Below are 5451 nucleotides of genomic sequence, written 5' to 3' on the forward strand. Positions count from 1 at the left end.
GTGCGTGTGTTCTTTGAGAACTCAATAGTGTGTTGATGAATGTCAGTGCCAAATATTTAATTTGGTTTCGGTTCTTCATACCCCCGTGTGGAGGGCCGAACATTTAAGTCAGCTAAATTCCAGCTGGCGATTTGTTTTGCTAGGTTTTCGGACTCTAGTTTGTACTTTTGATTGCGCCCTTCGGGGTGTGGTTGTGAGTCTTCAACGGAGAGTTTGATCCTGGCTCAGGACGAACGCTGGCGGCGTGCTTAACACATGCAAGTCGAGCGGTAAGGCCCTTCGGGGTACACGAGCGGCGAACGGGTGAGTAACACGTGGGTGATCTGCCTTGCACTCTGGGATAAGCCTGGGAAACTGGGTCTAATACCGGATATGACCTGCAGTTGCATGACTGTGGGTGGAAAGATTTATCGGTGCAAGATGAGCCCGCGGCCTATCAGCTTGTTGGTGGGGTAATGGCCTACCAAGGCGACGACGGGTAGCCGGCCTGAGAGGGCGACCGGCCACACTGGGACTGAGACACGGCCCAGACTCCTACGGGAGGCAGCAGTGGGGAATATTGCACAATGGGCGGAAGCCTGATGCAGCGACGCCGCGTGAGGGATGACGGCCTTCGGGTTGTAAACCTCTTTCGACTCCGACGAAGCGAAAGTGACGGTAGGAGTATAAGAAGCACCGGCCAACTACGTGCCAGCAGCCGCGGTAATACGTAGGGTGCGAGCGTTGTCCGGAATTACTGGGCGTAAAGAGCTTGTAGGCGGCTTGTCGCGTCGATCGTGAAAACTCGGGGCTCAACCCCGAGCTTGCGGTCGATACGGGCAGGCTTGAGTACTTCAGGGGAGACTGGAATTCCTGGTGTAGCGGTGAAATGCGCAGATATCAGGAGGAACACCGGTGGCGAAGGCGGGTCTCTGGGAAGTAACTGACGCTGAGAAGCGAAAGCGTGGGTAGCGAACAGGATTAGATACCCTGGTAGTCCACGCCGTAAACGGTGGGTACTAGGTGTGGGTTTCCTTCCACGGGATCCGTGCCGTAGCTAACGCATTAAGTACCCCGCCTGGGGAGTACGGCCGCAAGGCTAAAACTCAAAGGAATTGACGGGGGCCCGCACAAGCGGCGGAGCATGTGGATTAATTCGATGCAACGCGAAGAACCTTACCTGGGTTTGACATACACCGGAAACCTGCAGAGATGTAGGCCCCCTTGTGGTCGGTGTACAGGTGGTGCATGGCTGTCGTCAGCTCGTGTCGTGAGATGTTGGGTTAAGTCCCGCAACGAGCGCAACCCTTATCTTATGTTGCCAGCGCGTAATGGCGGGGACTCGTGAGAGACTGCCGGGGTCAACTCGGAGGAAGGTGGGGACGACGTCAAGTCATCATGCCCCTTATGTCCAGGGCTTCACACATGCTACAATGGCCGGTACAGAGGGCTGCGATACCGTGAGGTGGAGCGAATCCCTTAAAGCCGGTCTCAGTTCGGATCGGGGTCTGCAACTCGACCCCGTGAAGTTGGAGTCGCTAGTAATCGCAGATCAGCAACGCTGCGGTGAATACGTTCCCGGGCCTTGTACACACCGCCCGTCACGTCATGAAAGTCGGTAACACCCGAAGCCGGTGGCCTAACCCTTGTGGAGGGAGCCGTCGAAGGTGGGATCGGCGATTGGGACGAAGTCGTAACAAGGTAGCCGTACCGGAAGGTGCGGCTGGATCACCTCCTTTCTAAGGAGCATTCTCCATGCCGGCTCACAATGGTGGGTGCGGGTTGTGGCAGAGGCCGTTCATGTCCCCGACTGTGGGACTGCGGTTGCTCATGGGTGGAACGCTGACATGCGCCGGCGAATACTTCGAGTCTCTTGGCTCGGGGTGCCGGATTTCAAGTAGTCAACACACTGTTGGGTCCTGAAAGAACAGGCGTTCTTTCCAGGCAATAAACATGATCTGGCTGGGTTCCCGTCATACCGGGAGAGCTGAGAGGTTCTCCGCTGGTGCGGAATCTGGATCTGGCTGGGTGTGTTGTTTGAGAACTGCACAGTGGACGCGAGCATCTTTGTTTTGTAAGTGTTTTAGAGCGTTCGGTGGATGCCTTGGCACCAGGAGCCGATGAAGGACGTAGGAGGCTGCGATAAGCCTCGGGGAGCTGTCAACCGAGCTGTGATCCGAGGGTGTCCGAATGGGGAAACCCAGCACGAGTTAAATGTCGTGTTACCCGCATCTGAATGTATAGGGTGTGTGGAGGGAACGTGGGGAAGTGAAACATCTCAGTACCCACAGGAAGAGAAAACAACATGTGATTCCGTGAGTAGTGGCGAGCGAAAGCGGATGAGGCTAAACCATGCACGTGTGATAGCCGGCAGGCGTTGCGTGTGTGGGGTAGTGGGGTCATTCTTCTCATCACTGCCGTGGTGGGCAACAGTAAGAAATCGTTGTGTTAGTCGAATTGGTCTGGGACGGCCAACCGTAGACGGTGAGAGTCCGGTAGGCGAAAACATAGCGACTGTTGTGGATGATGCCCGAGTAGCAGCGGGCCCGTGAAATCTGCTGTGAATCTGCCGGGACCACCCGGTAAGCCTGAATACTACCTGGTGACCGATAGCGGACTAGTACCGTGAGGGAAAGGTGAAAAGTACCCCGGGAGGGGAGTGAAATAGTACCTGAAACCGTGCGCTTACAATCCGTCAAAGCCTGCGAGTCCTTGTGGCTGTGGGTGATGGCGTGCCTTTTGAAGAATGAGCCTGCGAGTTAGTGGCATGTGGCGAGGTTAACCCGTGTGGGGTAGCCGTAGCGAAAGCGAGTCCGAATAGGGCGTTTGAGTCGCGTGTTCTAGACCCGAAGCGGAGTGATCTACCCATGGCCAGGGTGAAGCGACGGTAAGACGTCGTGGAGGCCCGAACCCACTTAGGTTGAAAACTGAGGGGATGAGCTGTGGGTAGGGGTGAAAGGCCAATCAAACTCCGTGATAGCTGGTTCTCCCCGAAATGCATTTAGGTGCAGCGTCGCGTGTTTCTCACCGGAGGTAGAGCTACTGGATGGTCTAGGGGGCCCACAAGCTTACCGAAATCAGCCAAACTCCGAATGCCGGTGAGTGAGAGCGCGGCAGTGAGACTGCGGGGGATAAGCTTCGTAGTCGAGAGGGAAACAGCCCAGATCGCCGGCTAAGGCCCCTAAGCGTGTACTAAGTGGAAAAGGATGTGGGATTGCGCAGACAGCCAGGAGGTTGGCTTAGAAGCAGCCACCCTTGAAAGAGTGCGTAATAGCTCACTGGTCGAGTGATCCTGCGCCGACAATGTAGCGGGGCTCAAGTACACCGCCGAAGCCGCGGCAGTCACACAATACATCCGCATCCTTCTATGGGAGGGTGTGCAGTGGTGTGGCTGGGTAGGGGAGCGTCGTGTAGCCAGGGAAGCAGCGGGGTGACCTAGTTGTGGAGGCTGCGCGAGTGAGAATGCAGGCATGAGTAGCGAAAGACGAGTGAGAAACTCGTCCGCCGAATGACCAAGGGTTCCTGGGCCAGGTTAATCCGCCCAGGGTGAGTCGGGACCTAAGGCGAGGCCGACAGGCGTAGTCGATGGACAACGGGTTGATATTCCCGTACCCGTGTATCCGCGCCCAATGGCGAATCATCTGTGCTAAGTGCCCAAAAGCTGATGGACCTCCTTCGGGAGGCCGGATGTGGCTGCGCATGACCCTGGGTGTAGTAGTCAAGCGATGGGGTGACGCAGGAAGGTAGCTGGGCCAGTCAGTGGTTGTACTGGTGTAAGCCTGTAGGGCGTTGTGTAGGCAAATCCGCACAACATATAGCCTGAGAGGTGATGCGTAGCCGATTGAGGCGAATTCAGTGATCCTATGCTGCCGAGAAAAGCCTCTAGTGAGTTGGTGCACGGCCCGTACCCCAAACCGACACAGGTGGTCAGGTAGAGAATACTAAGGCGATCGAGAGAACTGTGGTCAAGGAACTCGGCAAAATACCTCCGTAACTTCGGGAGAAGGAGGGCCTTGTCTGGTGAACGCCTTTACGGTGGGAGCTGGGTGAGGTCGCAGAGACCAGTGAGAAGCGACTGTTTACTAAAAACACAGGTCCGTGCGAAGTCGTAAGACGATGTATACGGACTGACGCCTGCCCGGTGCCGGAAGGTTAAGAGGACCGGTTAGCGCTTCGGCGCGAAGCTGAGAATTTAAGCCCCGGTAAACGGCGGTGGTAACTATAACCATCCTAAGGTAGCGAAATTCCTTGTCGGGTAAGTTCCGACCTGCACGAATGGCGTAACGACTTCTCAGCTGTCTCGACCACAGACTCGGCGAAATTGCATTACGAGTAAAGATGCTCGTTACGCGCGGCAGGACGAAAAGACCCCGGGACCTTCACTATAGCTTGGTATTGGTGTTCGGTACGGTTTGTGTAGGATAGGTGGGAGACTGTGAAGCGGGCACGCCAGTGTTTGTGGAGTCATCGTTGAAATACCACTCTGATCGTATTGGACTTCTAACCTCGGACCATGATCTGGTTCAGGGACAGTGCCTGGTGGGTAGTTTAACTGGGGCGGTTGCCTCCCAAAATGTAACGGAGGCGCCCAAAGGTTCCCTCAGCCTGGTTGGCAATCAGGTGTCGAGTGCAAGTGCACAAGGGAGCTTGACTGTGAGACAGACATGTCGAGCAGGGACGAAAGTCGGGACTAGTGATCCGGCACCGGCATGTGGAAGCGGTGTCGCTCAACGGATAAAAGGTACCCCGGGGATAACAGGCTGATCTTCCCCAAGAGTCCATATCGACGGGATGGTTTGGCACCTCGATGTCGGCTCGTCGCATCCTGGGGCTGGAGTAGGTCCCAAGGGTTGGGCTGTTCGCCCATTAAAGCGGCACGCGAGCTGGGTTTAGAACGTCGTGAGACAGTTCGGTCTCTATCCGCCGCGCGCGTTGGAAACTTGAGGAAGGCTGTCCCTAGTACGAGAGGACCGGGACGGACGAACCTCTGGTGTGCCAGTTGTCCCGCCAGGGGCACGGCTGGTTGGCTACGTTCGGAAGGGATAACCGCTGAAAGCATCTAAGCGGGAAGCCTGTTCCAAGATGAGGTTTCCCACCACCTTCGAGTGGTTAAGGCCCCCTACAGACCATGGGGTTGATAGGCCGGAACTGGAAGCACAGTAATGTGTGGAGGTGACCGGTACTAATAGGCCGAGGGCTTACTGAACAAAGATTGCTACGCGTCCACTGTGCGGTATCTGAAACAACACACAGATACAGAAGACACCCGGAGGGGTGAAGGGAAGCCACTGTGGTGGTGGACCGGATCCTGTCAGGGGTGGCTCTCTGTGGATAGTTTCATAGAGTTACGGCGGTTATAGCGGCGGGGAAACGCCCGGTCCCATTCCGAACCCGGAAGCTAAGCCTGCCAGCGCCGATGGTACTGCACTCGACAGGGTGTGGGAGAGTAGGACACCGCCGGAACATAATTCC

The 5451-nt window shown here is 56.2% G+C and carries 3 rRNA genes; all 3 read left to right on the forward strand.

The features are described from left to right. Positions 1-201 precede the first annotated feature (201 nt). The 3 genes from ACIA75_RS35700 (at position 202) to rrf (ending at position 5442) form a co-directional block, all read left to right on the forward strand. A 16S ribosomal RNA gene (locus ACIA75_RS35700) occupies positions 202-1718 on the forward strand. A 333-nt stretch (positions 1719-2051) separates the two neighbouring features. Next, a 23S ribosomal RNA gene (locus ACIA75_RS35705) occupies positions 2052-5185 on the forward strand. Positions 5186-5325: 140 nt separating this feature from the next. After that, positions 5326-5442 (forward strand): 5S ribosomal RNA (gene rrf / locus ACIA75_RS35710). The 16S, 23S and 5S rRNA genes sit together here, the layout of an rRNA operon. The last annotated feature ends 9 nt before the right edge of the window (positions 5443-5451 follow it).

The organism is Nocardia sp. NPDC051750 (assembly GCF_044453135.1).
Lineage (GTDB): Bacteria > Actinomycetota > Actinomycetes > Mycobacteriales > Mycobacteriaceae > Nocardia.